The following is a 21695-nucleotide window of genomic DNA, read 5'->3' on the forward strand; positions in this document are numbered from 1 at the left end:
TCCCGCCATTGTTTTCTTGATCAAGGATGTATCGATGAACCCGCAAGTGGAAACAACCGAGATCCTCGTGATCGGTGCCGGCCCGGCTGGCTCGGTCGCGGCGGCGATGCTGCGCAGGCAGGGCCGCCAGGTGCTGATGATCGAGCGCCAGCAGTTCCCGCGCTTCTCCATCGGCGAGAGCCTGCTGCCGCAGAGCATGGAGTACATCGAAGCGGCGGGGCTGCTGCAGGACGTGGTGCAGGCCGGGTTCCAGTACAAGAACGGCGCGGCGTTCGTGCGCGGCGAAGCGAGCACCGAGTTCGACTTCCGCGACAAGTTCTCGCCCGGTTGGGGCACCACCTACCAGGTGCAGCGCGCCGACTTCGACAACGTACTTGCGCGCGGTGCCGAGCGCATGGGCACCACGCTGCGTTTCGGCGATGAAGTGCTGTCGGTGCAGCCGGGCCGCCCGGCGCGGGTGCAGGTGCGCCGCCCCGACGGCAGCGAGTACACCATCGAAGCCGGCTTCATCCTCGACGCCAGCGGCTTCGCGCGGTTGTTGCCGCGTCTGTTGAACCTCGAATCGCCGTCGAACTTCCCGGTGCGCGGCGCGATCTTCTGCCACGTGCGTGACCATATCCCGGCCGACGCGGGCTTTGACCGCAACAAGATCCTGATCACCACCCATCCCGAGCACGTGGACGTGTGGTACTGGACCATCCCGTTCTCCAACGGCTGCTGTTCGCTGGGCGTGGTCGCCGAGCCCAGCTTCTTCGAGAAGTATCCGGGCAGCGACGAAGACAAGCTGCGCGCCATCGTCGGTGAAGACCCCAACCTGACCCGCCTGCTCGTCAACGCCGAATGGGCCGTGCTGCCGGTGCGCACCATCACCGGGTACTCGGCCAACGTGTCCTCGCTGTGGGGCGAAGGCTACGCGCTGCTCGGCAACGCCGGCGAGTTCCTCGACCCGGTGTTCTCCTCGGGCGTCACCATCGCCTTCAAATCCGCGGAGCTGGCCAGTGCGTGCATCGCCCGCGAATACGACGGGCAGACGGTGGACTGGGAGAAGGACTTCTCCATTCCGCTGCGCGCCGGGGTCAAGACCTTCCGCCGCTTCGTCGAAGCCTGGTACGCCGGTGGCTTCCAGAAAATCATCTACCACCCCGACCCGCAGCCCGACGTGCGCCGCATGATCTCCTCGATCCTGGCCGGCTACGCCTGGGACACCCACAACCCGTACGTGGCCGACGATAGCGGCCGCCGCCTGCGGGTGCTGGAGGAACTGTGCAGCGGCTGATTGTCCTGTTGCTCGTCTGCGTGCTGCTGGCGTCCTGCGCCAGCACCCGCATGCCCGCGCCGCTGGTGCAGCTGCCCACCCTGCAGCTGGCGCCGTCGGCCCTGCCGCAGCCGTTGCAGCTGCAGCAGCGCCTGCAGTTCCGCTTCGGCACCCACGAACGCGAGCTGGATGCGTTGCTGGAAGCCGACGGCAGCCAAGTGCGGCTGGCGGTGCAGGCCATGGGCCAGACCGGCGTGCGCATGGTCTGGGACGGCACCACGCTGGAACAGACCCGCGCGCCGTGGCTGCCGCCGCAGGTGCGCGGCGAGCGCGTGCTGGACGACCTGCAGTTCGCGCTGTGGCCGGCCGCGGCCATCCGCGCCGCCCTGCCGGCGGGCTGGACGCTGGTCGAGGCCGGCCGCGAGCGCCGCCTGGAGCAGGCCGGCAAGGCGTGGCTGCTGCTGGAGCCGCTGCCCGATGGCCGCGTGCGCCTGCGCAACCTGGCCGAAGGCTATGAACTGGTGATTGAATCGTTGGACATGGAACAGGCACCGCCGTGAGCAGTAGCAGCAGCGCGATCTATCTGAATGAACTGGGCGTGGTCTGCGCGCTCGGCGGCGACCGCGCGCAGGTGCGCGCCGGCCTGTTCGCCGACCAGCCCGGCGGGTTGCGCGACAACGACCAGGTGATCGCCGGTCGCACCCTCGCGTTGGGCGAGGTGACCACCCCGCTGCCGGACCTGTCCGCGCTGCCGGTGGCGTTGCGCGGGCGCAACAACGCCCTGCTCGAAGCGGCCCTGGTGCAGATCCGCCCGGCCGTGGACGCGGCGATCGCGCGCCATGGCGCCGATCGGGTGGCGGTCATCATCGGCACCAGTACCTCGGGCATCGGCGAATCAGAGAACGCGCTGCGCTGCCACCGCGACACCGGCCAGTGGCCGCCGGGCTTCGATTACGCACAGCAGGAAATGGGCACGTCGGCGCGGTTCGTGCGCGAGCGCATCGGCAGCACCGGGCCGGCCTGGACCATCTCCACCGCCTGCTCGTCCAGCGCCAAGGCGCTGATGGCCGCCGCGCGCCTGCTGCGCGCCGGGGTGGTGGACGCGGTGGTGGCCGGCGGCGCCGATTCGATGTGCCGGTTCACCGTGGCCGGCTTCAGCGCGCTGGAGTCGGTCTCGGCGGCGCGCTGCAACCCGTTCTCGGCCAACCGCAACGGCATCAACATCGGCGAGGGCGCCGCACTGTTCCTGATGACTGCCGCGCCCGGCCCGGTGTGCCTGGCCGGGTGGGGCGAGTCGTCCGATGCGCACCACATGTCCGCGCCAGACCCGCAGGCACGCGGCGCGATCGATGCCATGCAGCAGGCGCTGGACCGGGCCGGCTGGGCGCCGTCGCAGGTGGACTACGTGAACCTGCATGGCACCGCCACCGGGCACAACGACGCGATGGAAAGCCAGGCCGTGGCGGCGGTGCTGGGCGCCACGGTGCCGGCCAGCTCGACCAAGCCGCTGACCGGGCACACCCTGGGCGCGTCCGGGGCGATCGAGGCCGCGCTGTGCTGGATGGTGCTGGCCGACAACCCGCGCCAGCAGCTGCCCACCCACTGGTGGGACGGGCAGGGCGACGCCGCGTTGCCGGCGCTGGCGCTGGTGGAACCGGGCACCCTCGCCGCACACCCGCCGCAGCACGTGCTCAGCCACTCGTTCGCCTTCGGCGGCAGCAATGCCGTGCTGGCCCTGGCGAAGGGATGAACATGCAGCTGCCGCTGAACATCGACGAGGTGCTGCCCCACCGCGACAGCATGCGGCTGATCGACCGCCTGCTGGACTGGCAGCCGGAGTCGATCGTGGTCGAGGTGGATGTGCCGCACCACGGCCCGTTCAACCATGCCGACGGCGTCCCGGCGTGGGTGGGCGTGGAATACATGGCCCAGGCGATCGCCGCGTGGGCAGGCTGCAAGGCACGCCAGGCCGGGCGCGAACCCTCGATCGGGTTCCTGCTGGGCACCCGCCGCTACACCGCGCACCAGCCGTACTTCGCCGCCGGCAGCTGCCTGCGGGTAGAGGCACAGTGCGAGCTGATGGGCGAAAATGGGCTGGGCATGTTCGCCTGCCGGATCCTGGCAGGCGCTACCGAATTGGCGGTCGCCAACGTATCGGTGTTCGAACCACGCGATGCGATGGCTTATCTGGAGAGTGGAGAGGCATGACAGGGAATCTCACAGTGCTGGTGACCGGCGCCAGCCGGGGCATCGGCCGCGCCATCGCGCTGCGCATCGCGCGCGACGGCTTCGACGTGGTGGTGCATTGCCGCAGCCGCATCGAGGAAGCACAGGACGTGGTGGCCCAGATCCAGGCCCTGGGCCGGCAGGCCCGCGTGCTGATGTTCGACGTGGCCGACCGCGACGCCGCGCGTACCGCGCTGGAGGCCGACGTGGAAGCGCACGGCGCTTATTACGGGGTGGTCTGCAACGCCGGCATCGCCCGTGACGGCGCGTTCCCGGCGATGCCCGCCGAAGACTGGGACGCGGTGGTGCACACCAACCTGGACAGCTTCTACAACGTGCTGCATCCGCTGGTGATGCCGATGGTGCGGCGGCGCAAGCCGGGCCGCATCGTCACCCTGTCCTCGGTGTCGGGGCTGGTCGGCAACCGCGGGCAGACCAACTACAGCGCAGCCAAGGCCGGCATCATCGGTGCCACCAAGGCGCTGGCGCTGGAACTGGCGAGCCGCGCGATTACCGTCAACTGCGTGGCCCCGGGCCTGATCGAGACCGACATGATCAACCAGGAAGTGCTGGACCACGCCCTCAAACTGATTCCCGCCGGGCGCATGGGCCAGCCGGACGAGGTCGCCCATGCGGTGTCCTTCCTGCTGTCCGAATCGGCCGGTTACATCACCCGCCAGGTGATCTCGGTCAATGGAGGCATGGTCTGATGAGCCGAACCGAACGTCGCGTGGTGGTCACCGGTGCCGCCGCGCTCAGCCCGCTGGGCCACGACTGGCCGAGCATCCGCGAGCGCCTGCATGCGCGTGTCAACGCGGTGCGCTACATCCCCGAGTGGGAAGTGTTCGACGGCCTCAACACGCGCCTGGCCGCGCCCGTGCAGGACTACGACCTGCCGGCCCACTACAACCGCAAGACCACCCGCAGCATGGGCAAGGTGGCGGTGATGTCGGTGCGCGCCACCGAACTGGCGCTGGAGTCGGCCGGCCTGCTTGGCCACCCGGTGCTGCGCAGTGGCATGGCCGGCGTGGCCTATGGCTCGTCGTCGGGCAGCCACGAGGCCACCGCTGAATTTGGCCGCATGCTGCACGAACACACCACCGACGGCATCAGCGCCACCACCTACCTGAAAATGATGAGCCACACCTCGCCGGTCAACATCGGGGTGTTCTTCGGTTTGTCCGGTCGTGTGTACACCACGTCCAGCGCCTGTACGTCGGGCAGCCAGGGCGTGGGCGCCGGTTACGAGGCGATCCGCGGCGGCAAGCAGCTGGTGATGGTCACCGGCGGTGCCGAGCAGCTGGATGCCACGGCCGCGGCGGTGTTCGATACGTTGTTTGCCACCAGCGTGCGCAACGACGCGCCGCAGACCACGCCGAGCCCGTTCGACGCGCACCGCGACGGCCTGGTGCTGGGCGAGGGCGCCGGCACGCTGATCCTGGAAGAGCTGGAGCACGCGCAGGCGCGCGGCGCCACGATCCTGGCCGAAGTGGTTGGCTACGGCACCAACAGCGACGGCCAGCACGTCACCCAGCCCACCGCCGACACCATGGCCCAGGCCATGCGGCTGGCGCTGGAAGATGCGGGCCTGGAACCGGCGCAGATCGGGTACGTCAACGCACACGGCACCGCCACCGAGCATGGCGACATCGCCGAGACCCAGGCCACCGCGCAGGTGTTCGGCCCGGGCATGCCGATCAGTTCGCTGAAGAGCTACGTGGGCCACATGCTGGGCGCCTGCGGTGCGTTCGAGGCCTGGATGACGATCGAGATGATGCGCGAGGGCTGGTTCGCGCCCACGTTGAATCTGCACGAGGTGGACCCGCGCTGCGGCGCGCTGGACTACATCCAGGGCGAAGGCCGCGCGCTGCAGCCGGAGTACGTGATGAGCAACAACTTCGCCTTCGGCGGCATCAACACGTCGTTGATCTTCCGCCGCTGGCAGGCCTGATCCATCCGACCCGGGTCCGGGTCGGTCGTTTTCCGCACCACCCCGCGTCCTACCAACAAGGAGAAAGTTGAATGCGTCGTTTTGCCCTGATTGCCGCCACCGCGCTGCTTGCCGTCGCCAGCACCGCCCAGGCCCGTGACACCCGTGTTGAACAATCGCTGCGTGAGCTGGTGAACTCGCAGGCTGCCCGCGATGCCGGCATCGACGGCAGCGTGCGTTTCTACCTGGCCGGCGAGAAGGTCAACGTGCAGCAGCGCCTGGGCGAAGACGTGACCAACAAGAAGACCAACGCGGCCAACAAGAGCGACGAGGAAGCCTGCCGCTGGGTCGCCCTGTCGGCGCTGCGCGCGCTGCAGGACGGCGCCAAGTCGCGCAACGCCAACGCGGTGGTGGACATCGTGAGCTACTACAAGAAGAACGAGTTCAAGAGCACCACCAACTACGAGTGCTACGCCGGCACCCTCATGGCCGGTGTCGCCCTCAAGGGCACCTACGCCAAGGTCAAGTAAGACCGCCGCCAGCCACCGCTCCGTTGGGGCGGTGGCTGGGCGTTGTTTCACGACCGACGGCAACAGCTACAGCCACAGCCACGGCCAAAGCGATTTCTCGACTGTGCCGGGGAGGGCAGGCCTGTGTGGGTTTCCGGGGCACGCCGTAAATCCATCCATGGAGCAACTGTGTTGCTGGAGGAGGCTTCGGCCCCTCCAGCAGACGGGCACGGTAGTGCCGGCCGCTGGCCGGCAGCCGTTGGAGATGTGCCCGGGCGCGCTTCAGGCGGGGATCGGTCCGCTTTGAGCGTCGCGCACGCGGGCGTTGAGGATCACCAGCATCTTTCGCATTACCGCCACGATGGCTACTTTGGCCTCCTTGCCGCGGGCCCGTAGCGACCGGTAAAAGTCCCGTATGCGCGGTTCGTGCTGCAGGGCTGACATGCCGGCCATGTAAAGCACCTGACGGATCTCGGCTCGACCGCCGTGGATGCTTCGTTTTCCACGCATCGTCCCGCTGTCGTGGGACATCGGCGCCACGCCCACCAGGCTGGCGATGGCCTTTCCACTGATATGGCCCAGCTCAGGCAGGTAGCTGGCCAGCACCGCCTGTACCACCGGCCCCACGCCCTTCATCGACTTCAGAACCGTGAGCTGGGGCTGTTGAGCGAGCTGCTCGGCAATCTGCTTTCCCAGGCGTTTGACCAGTGTCTTCAGGTGGGTGATGTTGGCCTGCAAAAGCCGGCGCAGTTCACGATCACCCACCATTTCCTGCTGCTGTCGCGCGACGGCCAAGGCCTGGATCATCTGTCGACGTGCCCGCACAAACTCCCGCAGTTTCTGCTGCCAAGCCTCCAACGGCTGATAGGCCGGCAGCTTCACCAGCGTGGCCATCTGTGCCAATGCATAGGCATCCAAGCGGTCGGTCTTGGCCCTCTGGCCCAGCCCCTGAGCAAGCTTCCGCGCCCGCAAGGCATTGGCCCGAACCACCGGATGACCGGCCTTGTGCAGAAAATCCAGCACAGGCTGTTCGTAGCCACCGGTGGCCTCCAGCACGATCTGGTTACTCGGGCGCTGCCTCAGCCAGAGGTCCAATTCAGCGAAACCGGAGGGGTCATTGCTGACCTGCAGGGTTTGGCCGTCGGAGGTTCCAACATCCAGCCGGCGCTTGCTTACATCAATCCCGATCCCGTTCATCGCCCGACTCCGTATAGTCTGGAAGGGTCGAGAGCTCCCCCGCTTGCCCAGTCTTATCGCTTCGAGTGACAGCTCCAGCAACTGTTCGGGCGGATCAAGGGAGATTCCGGCGTGGGCGCCAAGCTACACGGCGATCGTCGAGATCCAGGCTCACACGGCGGCCCACGCCGGCTCTCGACACCTAAACTGCCAGATTCCGATCAGATAAGGCTCGGTGTTGCCATCCATGGCAACACACGGCCCCGGCAACCCACACAGGCCTGCCCTTGGACAGTGTGTCGGTTCGCATGGAACGGCAAAGGCAAAGGTAAAGGCAAAGGCCAAGGCCAAGGCCAAGGCCAAGGCCAAGGCCAAGGCCAAGGCCAAGGCCAAGGCCAAGGCCAAGGCCAAGCGCCGCCCGCCCCAAGCTCGCATGCACGCCGCCGTAGTGCCGAGCCACGCTCGGCAGCTCTTCCTCCCCCAACGAAAACCAGTGCACCGCTCTGGCTCCTGTCGTTGCCTGCTCTCCAAACGCACCAGCCAATTCTGGAAGCGTTGGGGACGGTGGGTAGCCGGGGCCCTGAGCCGCATGGATGCGGCGACGGAGCTTACATGGACGTACTTGCAGCGTGCCCCGGATACCCACCCTCCCCAGCGCTCCCCCAGAAAGGCAGCGCCGCTTTTGATCCAGTTTTTGCTCCAGCTTTTGCTCCTGCTTGAAGCTCTGGCTTCAAAAAAACGGGCCAAACCCACCTGAACAACCCCGCGACATTGATGAACCTGAATCTGCCGCGCGCCATCAAACCGTCAGTTAAGCCCGCTCCCGGCTTTCCCCCTTGCCTGCTTTACTCCACAATCATCGTATCTACTGCCAGGGCCAAGCCCCGCGGGCAATGCAAGCCTACGTCTACAAAAGCCAACGCAAGCAGGACACTTACGTCTACCTCGCCGTCCGTGATGACTTCAACGCCGTACCTGACGCGTTGAAGGCCAGCCTGGCGCCGTTCGCATTCGTCCTTGAAGTCGCCCTGACCCCCGACCGTCGCCTCGCCCTGGCCGACGTTGCGCAAGTGCGCGCCAACCTCGCCGAACGCGGCTTCCACCTGCAGATGCCCCCGCCGCTGGTCGCCCCCGTGCGCGTACCGCGCCGCGATGACTGACGCCCTGCGCAACCGCGCCACCGCCATCGCCCTGGCCGCCGGCGTCCTCCTGGCCCTCGCCGCCGCACTCGGCGGCGTACCGGCCGCGCTCGGCGTCGCCCTCGCACAGCCCGCATTCGCCCTCGGCATCTCCTGGTGGCGGCGCACCCGCCCCGTGCATCCGCCTGCGCAGCTCCTGCGCCAGGAACTGCCCGCACTGCTCGCCCCCTGGGTCGCCGGACCGGTGCTGCTTGCCGCCCTGGTCGCCTGGCCGCTGGGCGCACTGCATGACAGTGGCAGCCTCGCCGCCGTCCTCGGCCTCAGCGTCGCCGTCAGCGCCGCCCTGCTCGGCGTCTGGCGCACCTGGCCGCTGTGGAATGAAATCGAACGCACCGATGGCAGCCTCACCGACCACTGGCAGGCCCTGTCCGGCCGCGACCTGAGCGCCTGGCGTGGCCTGGCCGTCGCCGCCCTGGTCGTCGTGGTCTGCGCCCTGGTGGTGCTGCCCGCCTGGCCGGGCCTGGTCGCCGATGCCCTGCGCTGGCCGCTGACCCTCGCCATCGTCCTCCTTTCACCGTTGGCGCACCTGCTCCTGCAGGCCATCACCCCCGCCGCCCCGCTGGCGGCGCGTGGCCACGCCGACCTTGATACCGACGCCGCCCGTGCCTTCACCGCGCAGGCCGCCGAACCGCAGCCGCTGGAGCCGCTGGGCACGCACGAACACCTGCCCGCCCTGTACGACGCCGCCCGCAGCGGCCGCGTCGACCGCGCCCTGCAGCTGCTCGCCGCCGGTGCGGACCCACACGGCCTGCCGGATCCGGCCTGGCGCGACCAGCGCAACCTGCCCGTGCTGGCCGCCGTGCTGCCCGACCTGCGCCTGCTGCGCGAACTGATCGCACGCGGCGTCGACGTCAACGCTCCGCATCGCGGCATGACCCCCTTGCTCGCCGCCACCCGCGACAGCTGGCACGGCCGCCCCGAAGCCGTCATGACCCTGCTGGCCAACGGCGCCGACTCGCGCGCCGTCGACAGCGACGGCAACACCCCGTTGCACCACGCCGCACGCAGCTCCGACCCGGGCGTGGCCGCGCTGCTGCGCGATGCCGCCGCCGAAGTGGATGCGCTCAACAACGACAGCTGGTCGCCGCTGGCCGTGGCCTGCCAGGTCGGCAACTGGCGCCTGGCGCGGTTCCTGCTCGAGCGCGGCGCCAAGACCGAGCCCGCCGATGGCACGCCGGTCCTGCTGGCCGCCGCCGGCACCGAAGAAGACGATCCGGCCGGCGTGCAGCTGCTGCTCAAGCACAAGGCCCGCGCCGACGCACGCGACCGCCAGCGCCGCAGCGCCCTGCACGAAGCCGCCCTGGCCGGCCATGTCGACATCATCGACGTCCTGCTGGCCGCCGGCGCCAACCTGGAATCGCGCGATGCCCTGTCGCGCACGCCGTGGCTGGAAGCCGCCCGCGGCGGCCGTGCCGCCGTGATCGAACACCTGCTGCCGCACAAGCCCGACCTGGGCGCGGTCGACCTGGAAGGGCGCAATGCGGTGCTGCTGGCCTGCATGGCCGACAGCGTGTCGCCGCTGCTGGTGCGGCGCCTGCTGGAGCTGGGCATCGCCGCCGACATTCCCGATCCGCAGGGCCGCCGCGCCGTCGACATTGCCGCCAGCGCCGGTCGCTGGACCATCGTCTCGCTGCTCGATCGCAGCTACCCGCTGCCGGCCTCGGTCACCGACGGCCTGACCGCCGCCGAGGGCGATGCCGCCCTGGCCACGTCGACGCTGCCGGACCGCCCGCCGCTGGACCTGCTGCGTGAAGCGCTGGGGTTCGGCAATTTCGAAGGCATGGTCGCGTTGGCGCGCCTGTGCGATCCGCAGGAACTGGGCGGCCTGTTGCACGACGCCGAACTGGCGCTGGACCCGCAGGCCGTGGACTGGCTGCTGGCACATGGCGCCGCGCCGGAAGTGCTGGACGCCTGCGGCGATACGCCGATGTTCGCCCTGCTCGCGCGCGGCATCGATGCAGTGCCGGCCCTGCAGGTGCTGCTGCGGCGTGGCCTGTCCCCGGCTGGTCGCGGTGGCCTGGCGCGCCTGCTCAGTGCCTGCGCCCAGCACGACCACGCCTCGCGGGGCCTGGAACAGCTGGCGCTGGAACTGCTGGAGCGCGGTGCCGATCCGTTTGCCCCGTCCCCCGCGGGCGATCCGCCGCTGTCCCTGGCCGTGCGGCTGGGCTGGCTGCGGCTGCAACACGCGCTGCTGGTGCTGGGCGTGGACCGTGAGGCACGCGACAGCCACGGTATGACCGCCCTGCACCTGGCCACGGCGCTGGCCCGCGAAGGCTCGCTGAAGCTGCTGGTGCAGCAGGGCGCCTCGCCGGAAGCACGTGCTGCCGACGGCCAGACGCCGCTGGGCGTGGCGCTGTCGATCGGCCGCCGCGACCTGGCCGACTGGCTGGATTGGCGGGTGTGGCCCTTGCCGCGCCGTGTCCTGCGTGACGCCGATCTGCCGGCGGCGGCCATGTCCGGCGACGCCGATGCGGTGCGCCGCCTGATCGACCTGGGATTTGCGGTGGACGTGGTGGACGCCCAGGGCTGTACCGCCCTGCTGCGCGCAGCCGGCGGCGGACACCTGGCCGTGGTCGACCTGTTGCTGGCGCGCGGTGCCAACCCGCAGCACGCGGCGGCCAGCGGCGCCACGCCGTTGTCGGCGGCGGTCAGCATGCGCCAGATCGACATCGTGTCGGCGCTGCTCGACGCCGGCGCCGAACTCGAATATCGCCTGCCGGGCGGTGTCACCGTGCTGATGCTGGCCTCTGCGCTGGGCCTGCCCGACATCGTTGCGCGCCTGCTCACCGCCGGCGCCAACGTGCATGCCGGTGACGCGCAGCAGCTGGGCCCGCTGCATTGCGCGGCGTTGTATGGGTTCAGTGCGCGCGACCGCTCGCGCCTGCTCGCCCTGCTCGACACTCTGCTGCTGGCCGGCGCCGAGCCGGACCAGGCCGCCGCGGGCTCGGTAACGCCGCTGCTGCTGCTGCTGGGCGCGCGCGCCGAACCGGGTACCGCCTGCGACGAACAGGTGGTGCTGGCGGCGGTGGAGCGCCTGCTCGACGAGGACGTGTCGCTGGACGTACGCGACCCGCGCGGATTCGGTCCGCTGCACCTGGCAGCCCTGCACGGCCTGCCGTTGCTGGTGCAGCGCCTGATGCGTGCCGGCGCCGACCCGGACGTGCGCGACGGGCTCAACCGCAACCCGCGCGAAATCGCGGTCATGCGCGGCTTCATCGACGTGGCCGGCGAATTCGCCCCACGCGTCCCCGGCGTGTCCTCGATGGCGCGGTTCCTGCGCGACAACGGCTGACCTGTCGCCAACCCTTAATCGGTACTGCGTGGCAACTGATGTGACCACCGGGCCAGAAGCGGTGGAAAGCGGTCATGCGTGCGGCACCACCCTGCGGCCTCGGGCGCAAGCCATTCCATCAGTTGCATCATGTCCGCATGATGCTGCTGTAAGGGCCAGTGCAGGATCGGCTCGTGATGCGCGATGCGGTTGCGAAGCTGCCGTATCCGCACCAGCGGCGTGGAAAACTGCTTGCGTCGAAGCCCACGCCCGGCCGGGTCTGCCGAAATCCGGTGCAGCGTCTGCTGCCATAGCACCTCGTGTTCCTTGTTGAACATCATCGTCCAGAATCCAAAGGTCAGGTGCGAGATGATGCCGCCCGGAGTGATCGCCCTTCCTTGACGCCGCAGATCCCCGGTCGCGGCTCTTAGTTGTTCGTGCTGTCTCGGGATGCCCAGCACCCTCGTACCTGCCTCGAACCAGAGCTGCCCGTGCGCGGCGGCCAGCACGTGATGAATACGATTGCGCAGCAAGACCTCAAGGGTCTGCAGAGGCACGTACAGACTTTCGGAAAGCTGTAAGTTCATCGCGTAGAGAGAGGCCGCACGGGCGCTGCAATGACCGGCCCAGGTCAGATAGCGACGCATGCGCTCGTCGGAATTCCATTCAGCGAGTCTCTCAGCATTCGCCGCCTTCATTCAGAAAATCTCTGGTGCGGCGCTTGATGCAGTGGCATCACGGCGCTAACCTTGCCAGGCACACCCCGGTACCGTCTCTGCCATTGGCACGCGGCCGGGGTAAGTTCTTTCTGGGGCATGGATAGTGGCCTCGTGGCTGCAGTGTCCCTGCAGCGTGGCCCAACCGGTCCTGCCCAGACAGCGGTGACCCGCCCGCCAACGCCTCGGTACGTTCCGCAAAACGCGGTGGGTTTTCAGCCGCTGCACGCGGTTGCCGGGCAGAGCCCGGCACTACGGGGTAGGTGTAACTTCAACCTCGCCGGTCGGACGCATCCGTCTTCGCGTCGCGCTCCGCATCCGCCTCGAACAGATGCATCAGATCGGCCCGCGCATCACGCGAGGTCTGGATCACCGCCGCCTCGTCGTCGTAGACCAGGTACTGGTCGCGCAGCAGTTTCTCGTCGTGCTCGCGGAAGCGCTGCACATGGCTGCGCGCGGTATCGGCCGGGATGCCCAGCGCGATCAGCATGCGCTCGCTCAGCTCCAGGCTGGTGCCGAACACTTCGCGGAACGGCTCGGCCGACATGTCCATCAAGCGCCAAGCATGCTGGCGGTTGCGCGCACGCACCAGCACCACGGCATCGGGGTACATGCGCCGGATCAGCCGCGTGGCGCGCATGTTGGCGTCCGGGTCGTCCAGCGTCACCACATACACGCGGATGTGCTCGCCACCGGCAGCGCGCAGCATCTCCGGCCGGGTCGGGTCGCCGTAGTACAGCTTGTTGCCGAACCGGCGCAGGTCCGACACCGTGTCCGGGTTCGACTCCAGCGCCACGAACGGAATCTTCTGGGCGGTCAGCAGGCGCGCCACCACCTGGCCGAAGCGGCCCATGCCGGCGATCATCACCTGCGGCTGGGTGCCGCCGGTGTCCACCTTGTCGGCCGGTGGCGCAGTGCCCTTGGGTGCGTCCTCGCGGCCCAGCAGGCGCAGCAGCGCGATCATCAACAGCGGGGTGATCGCCATCGACAGGCCCACGATCGCCACCAGCCGGTCGTGGTTGGCGCTGCCCAGCAGGTGTGCGCGCTGCGCTTCGTTGAACACCACGAAGGCGAACTCACCGCCCAGCCAAAGCACGCTGCCCAGCATCACCGCGTGCCGGGTGCGCAGCTTGGCCAGCTTGCCGATGCCGAACAGCAGGCCGAACTTCACCACCAGCAGGATCGCCACGCCCGCGGCGATCATCGCCGGCTCGGCGACGATGCGGTCCAGGTCGATGCCCATGCCCACCGCAATGAAGAACAGCCCCAGCAGCAGCCCCTTGAACGGTTCGATCTGCGATTCCAGCTCGTGGCGGAATTCCGAATCGGACAGCAGCACGCCGGCCAGGAACGCGCCCAGGCTCGGGCTCAACCCGGCCTCCTGCATGAACCACGCCGTGCCCAGCACCACCAGCAGCGCCATCGCGGTGAACACTTCCGGGCTGCGCGTGCGCGCGATGATGTTGAACAGCCGGCGCAGCACCGGTCGCCCGCACAGGATCACCACCGCCAGCGCGCCCAGCGCCACGGCCACGTCGTTCCATTGCAGGGTTTCGTTCTTGGCCCCGCCCAGCAGCGGAATCGCCGCCAGCAGGGGAATGGCGATCAGGTCCTGGAACAGCAGGATCGCAAAGCCCAGCCGGCCGTAATCGCTGTTGATCGCCTTGTGCTCGGACAGCAGCTGCAGGCCCACTGCGGTGGACGACAGCGCCAGCGCGATGCCCACGATCAGCGCGCTCTTCCACTGGAAGTGGTCGAGCAGCAGCAGGCTGCCCAGCACCAGTGCGCTCAGCGCCACCTGCAGTGCCCCGGCGCCGAACACCGAGCGCCGCATCACCTTCAGGCGGGCCGGGGACAGCTCCAGCCCGATCACGAACAGCAGCATCACCACGCCGATTTCGGCCGCGCCCAGGATGCGGTCGGCATCCTGCACGAAACCCAGCCCATCCGGGCCCAGCACCACGCCGGCAGCCAGGTAGCCCAGCACCGCGCCGAAGCCCAGCTTCTTGAACACCGGCACGGCGATCACCGCCGCCAGCAGCAGCACCAGGGCCAGCTCAAGCGCGCCGCTATGCATGGAAGGACCTGCTCATGGGATCGTCGCCGGGCAACATCGAGGGAAAGGGCATCACGGCCCACGGCCGCCGCCCATTATGCGACGCGCACGTTGGCCCAACGTCAATCGCAGCCCAACACGGCAGCGGTGCCCGGGTTGACCCGCCCGGCGCCCGGGTCCAGACTGCCCGCCGCTGCCGGCACGTCCGGCAGTACACCCTTGCGGAGTCCCCGAACCGATGTCCAGCGACAGTAGAAGTCGACCTTGCTCGACGCCAGTGATGGCCACCGCCTGACGAGGGACGGTTCGCCACTGCTGGCGTCGCGCATGGCGATCCCCACAGGCGAACCCGATGAACCAGAAAGACCTGCTGCGCCCGGTGGCCGATGCCGCCGCCCTGAGCGCACCCCTGGCCAGCTTCAACACCGCCGATGCGGTGGAGTTCCTCAATACCCTGGAGCTGTCGCGCGCCGCTGACACCCTGGCCGCCTTGCCGTTGCCGCGCGCGGTGAAGATGCTCGAACAGCCCGAGCTCAACCGCAGTGGCGACCTGGTGGCGCTGCTGCCGGTGGCCCGTGCCGCCGCGCTGCTGGGCCTGATGGCCGACGACCGCGCCACCGACATCGTCCATGAGCTGGACGACGACGAACGCGCGCGCCTGATCCCGCTGCTCAGCGCCGACGCGCGCCAGTCCATCCAGCAGCTGCTCAGCTACCCCGCGCACACCGCCGGTGCGCTGATGACCACCGAATTCGTCAGCGTGCCGGCCGACTGGACCGTCGGCCGCACCCTGCAGCACATCCGCGAAGTCGAGCGCACCCGCGAAACCGTCTACGCCATCTACGTGCTCGACCCGCACACCCGCACCCTGGTGCAGGTGGTGACCATGCGCCGCCTGATCACCGGCCTGCCCGACGAGCCCATCCTCGACGTGGCCCAGACCAACCCGCCGGTCACCGTCGATGCCATGCTCGACCAGGAAGAAGTGGCCCAGCTGATCCGCCGCCACGACCTGCTCGCCATCCCCGTGGTGGACCCGGCCCAGCACGTGCTCGGCATCGTCACCGTGGACGACATCCTGGATGCCCTCATCGAGGAATCCACCGAGGACGCGCACAAGTTCGGCGGCATGGAAGCGCTGGAAAAGCCGTACATGCAGATCGGCTTCTTCGGCATGATCCGCAAGCGCGCCGGCTGGCTGAGCGTGCTGTTCCTGGGCGAAATGCTCACCGCCAGCGCCATGCAGCACTACGAGGACGAGCTGGCCCGCGCGGTCGTGCTCACCCTGTTCATTCCGCTGATCATGAGCTCGGGCGGCAACTCCGGCTCCCAGGCCACCTCCCTGCTGATCCGCAGCCTGGCCCTGCGCGAACTGCGCCTGCGCGACTGGTGGAAAGTGGCGCTGCGCGAAATTCCCACCGGCCTCACCCTTGGCGCCATCCTGGGCGTGCTGGCGATGATCCGCATCGTCTCCTGGCAGCTGCTCGGCCTGCACGATTACGGCCAGCACTGGCAGCTGCTCGCCCTCACCATCGGCGCGGCGCTGGTGGGCATCGTCACCTTCGGCTCGCTGTCCGGCTCGATGCTGCCCTTCATCCTCAAACGCCTCGGCTTCGACCCCGCCAGCGCATCGGCGCCATTCGTCGCCACGCTCGTCGACGTCACCGGCCTGGTCATCTATTTCAGCATCGCCGCGATGATCCTGCGCGGCACGTTGTTGTAGCGCCGCCCGGGCAGTGCCGGGTCATGCCCGGCAACGCCAACGTACACCGCAGATTGCGCCCGATCATGCGGGCCGCACCGCCACCCGTGTACCGTGTAGCCACGTACCCCGGCGACTGTGCGGCCCCATGAGCACCTACCACCTGCAATCCGTCTTCCGCCCGCAATCGGTTGCCGTCATCGGCGGCAGCCCGCGCGAACGCTCCGCCGGCCGCGCCGTCATGCGCAACCTGCGCAGCACCGGCTTCCCCGGCAAGGTGGCCTGGATCAATCCCCGCTACAGCGACATCGACGGCATCCGCACCGTCAAACGCCTCAAGGACCTCGACTGGGTTCCCGAACTGGTCGTCATCACCGCGCCGGCCAGCATCGTGCCCCAGGTCGTGGCCACCGCCGCCGAACGCGGCGTGGCCGCCGCCATCATCCTCACCGCCAACCTCGGCCAGGGCCCCGGGTCGCTGGCCGAGCAGGTGGAAACCGCCGCCCGCGCCAAGGGCCTGCGCATCCTCGGCCCGCACTGCCTGGGCGTCATCGCCCCGCACGCGCGTTTGAATGCCAGCATCGCCGCCCACTTCCCGCAGGCCGGCGACCTTGCGCTGATCTCCGAATCCAGCGCCATCGCCGCCGCCCTGGTCGAATGGGGCGTCGCGCGCTCGGTCGGCTTCTCCGCGGTCGTCTCGCTCGGCGACACCCTCGACGTTGACTTCGGTGACCTGCTCGACTACTTCGCCACCGACTACCGCACCCGCGCCATCCTGCTCTACGTCGAACACATCGGCGATGCGCGCAAGTTCATGTCGGCCGCGCGGGCCGCCGCGCGCGCCAAGCCGGTGGTGGTGGTCAAATCCGGCCGCCACATCCGCATCAACCCGGATGCCGACACCCATGTGCAGGCGCTGGCCAGCGCCGATGCGGTGTACGGCGCCGCCTTCAACCGCGCCGGCCTGCTGCGCGTGGGGGCACTGGACGAACTGTTCACCGCCGCCGAAACGCTCGGCCGCCTCGGTACCTTCCCGGGCCGTCGGCTGGCCATCCTCAGCAACGGCGGCGGGGTAGGGCGCCTGGCCGTGGACCAGCTGCTGGCCCTGCGCGGCAGCCTGGCCGAGCTGTCGCCGGCCACCGTGGCGCAGCTGGACAGCGTGCTGCCGCAGGGCTGGTCGCGCAGCAACCCGGTCGACATCGTCGTCGATGCCGATGGCGAGCGCTATGCCGCCGCCATCGACGCGCTGATGTCCGACAGCGAAAACGATGCCGTGCTGGTGGTCAACGTGCCCACCGCGTTCACCTCCTCGGCCGACGCCGCCCAGGCCCTCACCCGCACGCTGGGCCTGCGCCCGCGCCACCACCGCGACAAACCCGTGTTCGCGGTCTGGCTGGGCAACGATGACCGGGCCACCGCCACGCTCAACGCCGCGCGTGTGCCCACCTATCCCACCGAAGCCGAGGCCGTGCGCGGCTTCCAGCACCTGGTGCGTTACCGCGACGCGCAGGCCGCGCTGATGGAAACCCCGCCCAGCCTGCCCGAGGATTTCGTCGTTGATACCACTACGGCGCGCGCGCTGGTCGACGCTGCGCTGGCGGCCGGCCAGCAGTGGCTGGACCCGATCGCCACTCACCAGCTGCTCACCGCCTATGGCATTCCGTCGGCGCCGGTGATGCAGGCCCGCGACGCGCGCGAGGCCATGGAGCTGGCCCAGCCGCTGCTGGAGCAGGGCGCCACCGTGGCGGTGAAGGTGTTTTCCGCTGACATCCCGCACAAGTCCGATGTGGACGGCGTGCGCCTCAACCTCGGCTCGCTGCAGGCGGTGCATGCGGCGGCCACCTCGATCATCGCGCGCGCGCATGAGAAGCGCCCCGACGCCCGTATCGACGGCGTGCTGGTGCAGCCCACCATCGTGCGCCCCAAGGCGCGCGAACTGATCGCCGGCATCGCCGACGACCCCACCTTCGGACCGGTGATCGTGTTCGGCCGCGGCGGTACCGCCGTCGAAGTGATCGACGACAAGGCGCTTGCGCTGCCGCCGCTGGACCTGCGCCTGTCGCACGAGCTGATCGGCCGCACCCGCGTCTCGCGCATCCTCAAGGCCTACCGCGACGTGCCGGCGGCCGATGAGCGCGCGGTGGCGCTGATCCTGGTCAAGCTGGCGCAGCTGGCCGCCGACATTCCCGAGATCCGCAGCCTGGACATCAACCCGCTGCTCGCCGACCGTGACGGGGTGATCGCGCTCGATGCACGCGTGGCCATCGCGCCCTCGCGCAAACTGCACAAGGGCCGTGGCCATCCGCGCTTTGCGGTGTTCCCGTATCCCAAGGAATGGGAACGCACCATTACCCTGTCCGACGGCGCGCCGGCCTTCGTGCGCCCGGTACGGCCGGAAGATGACGCGCTGTTCCGCGCGTTCTTCGCCCGCGTCACCGACGACGACCTGCGCCTGCGTTTCTTCCAGTCGGTGAAGCACTTCAGCCACGAATTCATCGCGCGCCTGACCCAGCTCGATTACGCCCGTTCGATAGCGCTGGTGGCCATCGACCCGCGCAGCGGCGACATGCTCGGCGCGGTGCGCCTACATGCCGACGCCGACTACGACCGCGGCGAGTACGGCATCCTGATCCGCTCGGACCTGAAAGGCCACGGCATCGGCTGGCGGCTGATGGCGATCATGATCGAGTACGCCAAGTGGCTGGGCCTGAACATTGTCGAAGGGCAGGTGCTGCGCGAGAACAGCACCATGCTGGCGATGTGCCAGAGCCTGGGCTTCAAGACCAGGCTGGACCCGGACGACTCCACGGTGATGGTGGTGACCCTGCCGGTGCAGGAGGTGCAGGTGCCGGACGTGCCAGATACCGCAACGCACTGAGCCGTCGGCGGCACGGACCGTGCACGTCGGCGCGGCGACAATAGGGGCATGACCGACCGCCTTCCCCTGCTGCTGCTCCCCGGCCTGCTCAACGACGCTGAACTCTGGCGCGCGCAGGTGGCCGACCTGTCCGACATCGCCGACTGCATCGTGGGCGACCAGACGCGGGGCGAGACGATGCAGGCCGTGGTCGACGATGTGCTGGCGCATGCGCCCGAGCGTTTCGCGTTGGCGGGCTTCTCGCTCGGCGGCTTCGTCGCCCAGCAGATCCTGCGCACCGCGCCGGAGCGGGTGCTGCGGCTTGCGTTGATCGACACCTCGATCCACGCCGACTCGCCCGAGCGCGCCGCCCAGCGCCAGTCGCAGCGTGCCAGCGTGCGCCTGCCCGGCACCTTCCACGGCTTTGGCGACACACTGATGCGCAGCTACATCGACGCCTCGCGGCTGGACGACTACCTGCTGGTGCAGCGCGTGCGCGACATGACCGCGCGGCTGGGCGCCGAGGTATTCCTGCGCCAGAGCGCGCTGGAACGGGGCGATGGCCACGACGTGCTGGCCGGCTATCGCGATCCGCTGTTGATCGTGTGCGGCGCCAACGACCGCATCACCCCGCTGGCGATCAGCGAGGAGATGCATGCGCTGGTCCCCGGCTCCACGCTGGTGGTGCTGCCCGATTGCGGGCACCTGGCACCGATGGAGAAACCGGACGAGGTGAGCGCGGCGATGCGCGCGTGGTTGCAGGCCTGATCCGGCATTGTCGCCGCGCCCGCTGCTCCCGGTAGGGTCGGATCCCGATCGACTGCCGTGAAACGCGCCACGTTCGGTAATGGCATGACCCGCGTCGAAGCACGCGCTTCGGCCAGGGTCATGCGTTCGCCGCCCCGATGCACATGGTCGGCGGTCGATCGGGATCCGACCCTACCGCCGGTTACATTCGGAAGACGGCCAGAAGGTGCGGATGACCAACACCGGGAAAGCGACCCCCGGTAGGGTCGCATCCCGATCGACTGCCGTGAAACGCGCCGCGTTCGGTGATGGCATGACCCGCATCGAGGCACGCGCTTCGGCCAGGGTCCTGCGTTCGCCGCACCGATTCACATGGTCGGCGGTCGATAGGGATCCGACCCTACCGCCGCGTACATTCGGAAGACGGTCAGAAGGTGCGGATGACCAACACCGGGAAAGCGACCCCGGTAGGGTCGCATCCCGATCGACTGCCGTGAAACGCGCCACGTTCGGTGATGGCATGACCCGCGTCGAAGCACGCGCTTCGGCCAGGGTCATGCGTTCGCTGCGCTGATGCACACGGTCGGCGGTCGATAGGGATCCGACCCTACCGCCGCGTACATTCGGAAGACGGTCAGAAGGTGCGGATGACCAACACCGGGAAGGCGACCCCGGTAGGGTCGCATCCCGATCGACTGCCGTGAAACGCGCCACGTTCGGTGATGGCATGACCCGCATCGAGGCACGCGCTTCGGCCAGGGTCGTGCGTTCGCCGCGCCGATTCACATGGTCGGCGGTCGATAGGGATCCGACCCTACCGCCGCGTACATTCGGAAGACGGTCAGAAGGTGCGGATGACCAACACCGGGAAAGCGACCCCGGTAGGGTCGCATCCCGATCGACTGCCGTGAAACGCGCCACGTTCGGTGATGGCATGACCCGCGTCGAAGCACGCGCTTCGGCCAGGGTCATGCGTTCGCCGCGCCGATTCACATGGTCGGCGGTCGATAGGGATCCGACCCTACCGCCGCGTACATTCGGAAGACGGCCAGAAGGCGCGGATGACCAAGGCGAACACCGACCGTGCCGCCTCGTTCAATCCCAGGCCGGCGCAATCCCATCCGGGTTGGCCAGCCGCTGGCCGCGGTCCAGCGTGGCGATCTGGGCCATGTCTTCATCGCTCAGGCGCAGGTCGGCGGCGAGCAGGTTGCTGGCCAGGTTCTCGCGCTTGGTGGAGGAGGGGATCACCGCGAAGCCCTGCTGCAGCGCCCACGCCAGCGCGACCTGGGCCGGGGTGGCCTGGTGGCGTTCGGCGATCGCCTGGATCACCGGGTCCTTGAGCACTTCGCCGTAGGCCAGGCTCATGTAGGCGGTCACGTGGATGCCCTGTTCCTTCAGGAACGCGATCAGGGCGCGGTTCTGCAGGTAGGGGTGGACTTCGATCTGGTTGGTGGCGATGGCATCGGCGCCCAGGATCGTGATGGCCTGGCGGGTCAGGTCGATGGTGAAGTTGGAAATGCCGATCTGCCGGGTCAGGCCCAGCGACTTCGCTTCGGCCAACGCGCCCAGGTACTCGGCCATCGGCACCGCATCCTTGGGCGACGGCCAGTGGATCAAGGTGAGCTCGACATGGTCGGTGCGCAGCTTGCGCAGGCTCTCGCGCAGGCTGTCCAGCAGCGCGTCGTGGCTGAAGTTGGCGATCCACACCTTGGTGGTCAGGAACAGATCGTCGCGGGCCACGCCGGATTCGGCGATGGCCTGGCCAACCTCGGCCTCGTTGTCGTAGATCTGCGCGGTGTCGACGGCGCGGTAGCCCACGTCCAATGCGTTGCGGACCGAGTCGATGACGGTCTGGCCCTTCAGGCGGAACGTGCCGAGGCCGAATGCGGGAATGCTCATGGAAACTCCTTCATGGGGTGAGGTGCAGGCTACGCCGTGCACCGTAAAACGACGGTAGAGCCGACCGTTGGTCGGCTGCTGTCAGGTAGAGCCGACCGTTGGTCGGCTGTGGTCAGGTAGAGCCGACCATCAGTCGGCGGCTGTCACGGGTC

General features: G+C 68.8%; 16 protein-coding genes. 12 read left to right on the plus strand and 4 right to left on the minus strand.

From position 1 onward, the window contains the following. The first annotated feature begins 34 nt into the window (after positions 1-34). The 7 genes from DX03_RS00405 to DX03_RS00435 all read left to right on the plus strand — a co-directional run bounded on the left by DX03_RS00405 (position 35) and on the right by DX03_RS00435 (position 5941). The gene (locus tag DX03_RS00405; RefSeq protein ID WP_038691653.1) at positions 35-1276 is read left to right on the plus strand and encodes an NAD(P)/FAD-dependent oxidoreductase; all 1242 of its coding nucleotides are present in this window, start codon (positions 35-37) and stop codon (positions 1274-1276) included. Beyond that, positions 1264-1815, plus strand: a complete 552-nt coding sequence (locus DX03_RS00410; RefSeq protein ID WP_038685543.1) for a DUF3261 domain-containing protein — start codon at positions 1264-1266, stop codon at positions 1813-1815. The genes DX03_RS00405 and DX03_RS00410 overlap by 13 nt, the downstream gene beginning before the upstream one ends. Then, entirely contained in the window at positions 1812-3005 is a 1194-nt protein-coding gene (locus DX03_RS00415; protein WP_038685545.1) for a beta-ketoacyl-[acyl-carrier-protein] synthase family protein, read from the plus strand. The genes DX03_RS00410 and DX03_RS00415 overlap by 4 nt, the downstream gene beginning before the upstream one ends. Further along, positions 3002-3463, plus strand: coding sequence for a hotdog family protein (locus DX03_RS00420; protein ID WP_185753418.1), 462 nt, complete (start codon positions 3002-3004; stop codon positions 3461-3463). Before DX03_RS00415 ends, DX03_RS00420 begins: the two co-directional genes overlap by 4 nt. Further along, entirely contained in the window at positions 3460-4191 is a 732-nt protein-coding gene (gene fabG / locus DX03_RS00425; protein ID WP_038685546.1) for a 3-oxoacyl-ACP reductase FabG, read from the plus strand. Before DX03_RS00420 ends, fabG begins: the two co-directional genes overlap by 4 nt. Continuing rightward, entirely contained in the window at positions 4191-5432 is a 1242-nt protein-coding gene (locus DX03_RS00430; RefSeq protein ID WP_038685548.1) for a beta-ketoacyl-ACP synthase, read from the plus strand. The genes fabG and DX03_RS00430 overlap by 1 nt, the downstream gene beginning before the upstream one ends. Positions 5433-5503: 71 nt before the next feature. Then, positions 5504-5941, plus strand: coding sequence for a hypothetical protein (locus DX03_RS00435; protein ID WP_038685550.1), 438 nt, complete (start codon positions 5504-5506; stop codon positions 5939-5941). 261 nt (positions 5942-6202) lie between these two features. Here the strand turns inward: DX03_RS00435 and DX03_RS00440 are convergent, their stop codons facing one another. Continuing rightward, positions 6203-7117, minus strand: coding sequence for an IS110 family RNA-guided transposase (locus DX03_RS00440; protein WP_038685553.1), 915 nt, complete (start codon positions 7115-7117; stop codon positions 6203-6205). 872 nt (positions 7118-7989) lie between these two features. On the opposite strand from DX03_RS00440, the gene DX03_RS00450 reads away from it, so the two are divergent. Together DX03_RS00450 and DX03_RS00455 are read left to right on the plus strand one after the other, a co-directional pair. Then, complete coding sequence (locus DX03_RS00450) at positions 7990-8256, plus strand: YcgL domain-containing protein (protein ID WP_038685557.1); 267 nt, start codon at positions 7990-7992, stop codon at positions 8254-8256. Beyond that, on the plus strand, positions 8249-11587 hold the full coding sequence (locus DX03_RS00455; RefSeq protein ID WP_038685559.1) for an ankyrin repeat domain-containing protein: 3339 nt from the start codon (positions 8249-8251) through the stop codon (positions 11585-11587). Before DX03_RS00450 ends, DX03_RS00455 begins: the two co-directional genes overlap by 8 nt. A gap of 14 nt (positions 11588-11601) precedes the next feature. Here DX03_RS00455 and DX03_RS00460 read toward each other — a convergent pair whose 3' ends face one another. Next, positions 11602-12264 (minus strand): Abi family protein, encoded by a 663-nt coding sequence (locus DX03_RS00460; protein WP_051598688.1) that lies wholly within the window; start codon positions 12262-12264, stop codon positions 11602-11604. Between the two features lie 289 nt (positions 12265-12553). Then, positions 12554-14359, minus strand: a complete 1806-nt coding sequence (locus tag DX03_RS00465; protein ID WP_038685560.1) for a monovalent cation:proton antiporter-2 (CPA2) family protein — start codon at positions 14357-14359, stop codon at positions 12554-12556. A 331-nt stretch (positions 14360-14690) separates the two neighbouring features. On the opposite strand from DX03_RS00465, the gene mgtE reads away from it, so the two are divergent. The 3 genes from mgtE to DX03_RS00480 all read left to right on the plus strand — a co-directional run bounded on the left by mgtE (position 14691) and on the right by DX03_RS00480 (position 19665). Further along, positions 14691-16061, plus strand: a complete 1371-nt coding sequence (gene mgtE, locus DX03_RS00470; protein ID WP_038685562.1) for a magnesium transporter — start codon at positions 14691-14693, stop codon at positions 16059-16061. 127 nt (positions 16062-16188) lie between these two features. Next, entirely contained in the window at positions 16189-18918 is a 2730-nt protein-coding gene (locus DX03_RS00475; RefSeq protein ID WP_038685564.1) for a bifunctional acetate--CoA ligase family protein/GNAT family N-acetyltransferase, read from the plus strand. A 48-nt stretch (positions 18919-18966) separates the two neighbouring features. Beyond that, a complete protein-coding gene (locus DX03_RS00480) occupies positions 18967-19665 on the plus strand; it encodes an alpha/beta fold hydrolase (RefSeq protein WP_038685566.1) in 699 nt (232 codons plus the stop codon). Between the two features lie 1074 nt (positions 19666-20739). Here the strand turns inward: DX03_RS00480 and dkgB are convergent. Then, on the minus strand, positions 20740-21543 hold the full coding sequence (dkgB, locus tag DX03_RS00485) for a 2,5-didehydrogluconate reductase DkgB (RefSeq protein ID WP_038685568.1): 804 nt from the start codon (positions 21541-21543) through the stop codon (positions 20740-20742). Positions 21544-21695 lie beyond the last annotated feature (152 nt).

The sequence above is a fragment of the Stenotrophomonas rhizophila genome (assembly GCF_000661955.1).
GTDB lineage: Bacteria > Pseudomonadota > Gammaproteobacteria > Xanthomonadales > Xanthomonadaceae > Stenotrophomonas > Stenotrophomonas rhizophila.